The organism is Cupriavidus mimosae (assembly GCF_023952485.1).
GTDB lineage: Bacteria > Pseudomonadota > Gammaproteobacteria > Burkholderiales > Burkholderiaceae > Cupriavidus > Cupriavidus taiwanensis_C.
The window spans coordinates 1-566 of record NZ_JALHRY010000114.1 but is presented as its reverse complement, the minus strand read 5'-3'; the positions used below and the strand labels follow the sequence as shown (position 1 = coordinate 566).

1 protein-coding gene is annotated in these 566 nt (G+C 64.7%); it reads left to right on the top strand.

Annotated elements, in window-relative coordinates; all coding sequences use genetic code 11:
• On the top strand, positions 1–566 hold a 566-nt coding region (locus MKD50_RS30585), incomplete at both ends, for an IS66 family transposase (protein ID WP_252669791.1).

Here is a 566-nt window from a genome sequence, read left to right as displayed (position 1 = left end):
ACCGCTGTACCGCCAAGCCGCTATCTATGCTCGCCAGGGCGTGGAGCTGGACCGCACGACCATGGCGCGCGGGGTCGGCGCTTGCGGTGCGCTGGTACGCCCCCTCGTCGAGGCTTTGCACCGATACGTGATGATGCCCGGCAAGGTGCACGCGGACGACACGCCGCTGCCGGTACTTGCGCCAGGTAAGGGGCAGACCAAGACCGGAAGGCTATGGGCTTACGTGCGAGACGATCGCGCATCGGGTTCGGATGCTGCGCCTGCGGTCTGGTTCGCCTACACACCAAACCACCAGGGCCAACATCCCCAAGCGCATCTGGCCGGCTTCCGCGGCATCCTGCAGGCAGACGCGTATGCGGGCTTCAACGCTGTTTTTACCGATGGCAGTGTGCGCGAAGCAGCTTGTATGGCTCACGCGCGCCGTAAGGTGCACGATCTGCATGTCCGCAAGGCAACGCCGACCACAACGGAGGCGTTACGCCGGATCGGCGAGCTCTATGCCATCGAAGCGGAGATCCGGGGTAAGCTGCTGGCGCCTTTATGCCGAAGAGCTACCTGCCGTGCGT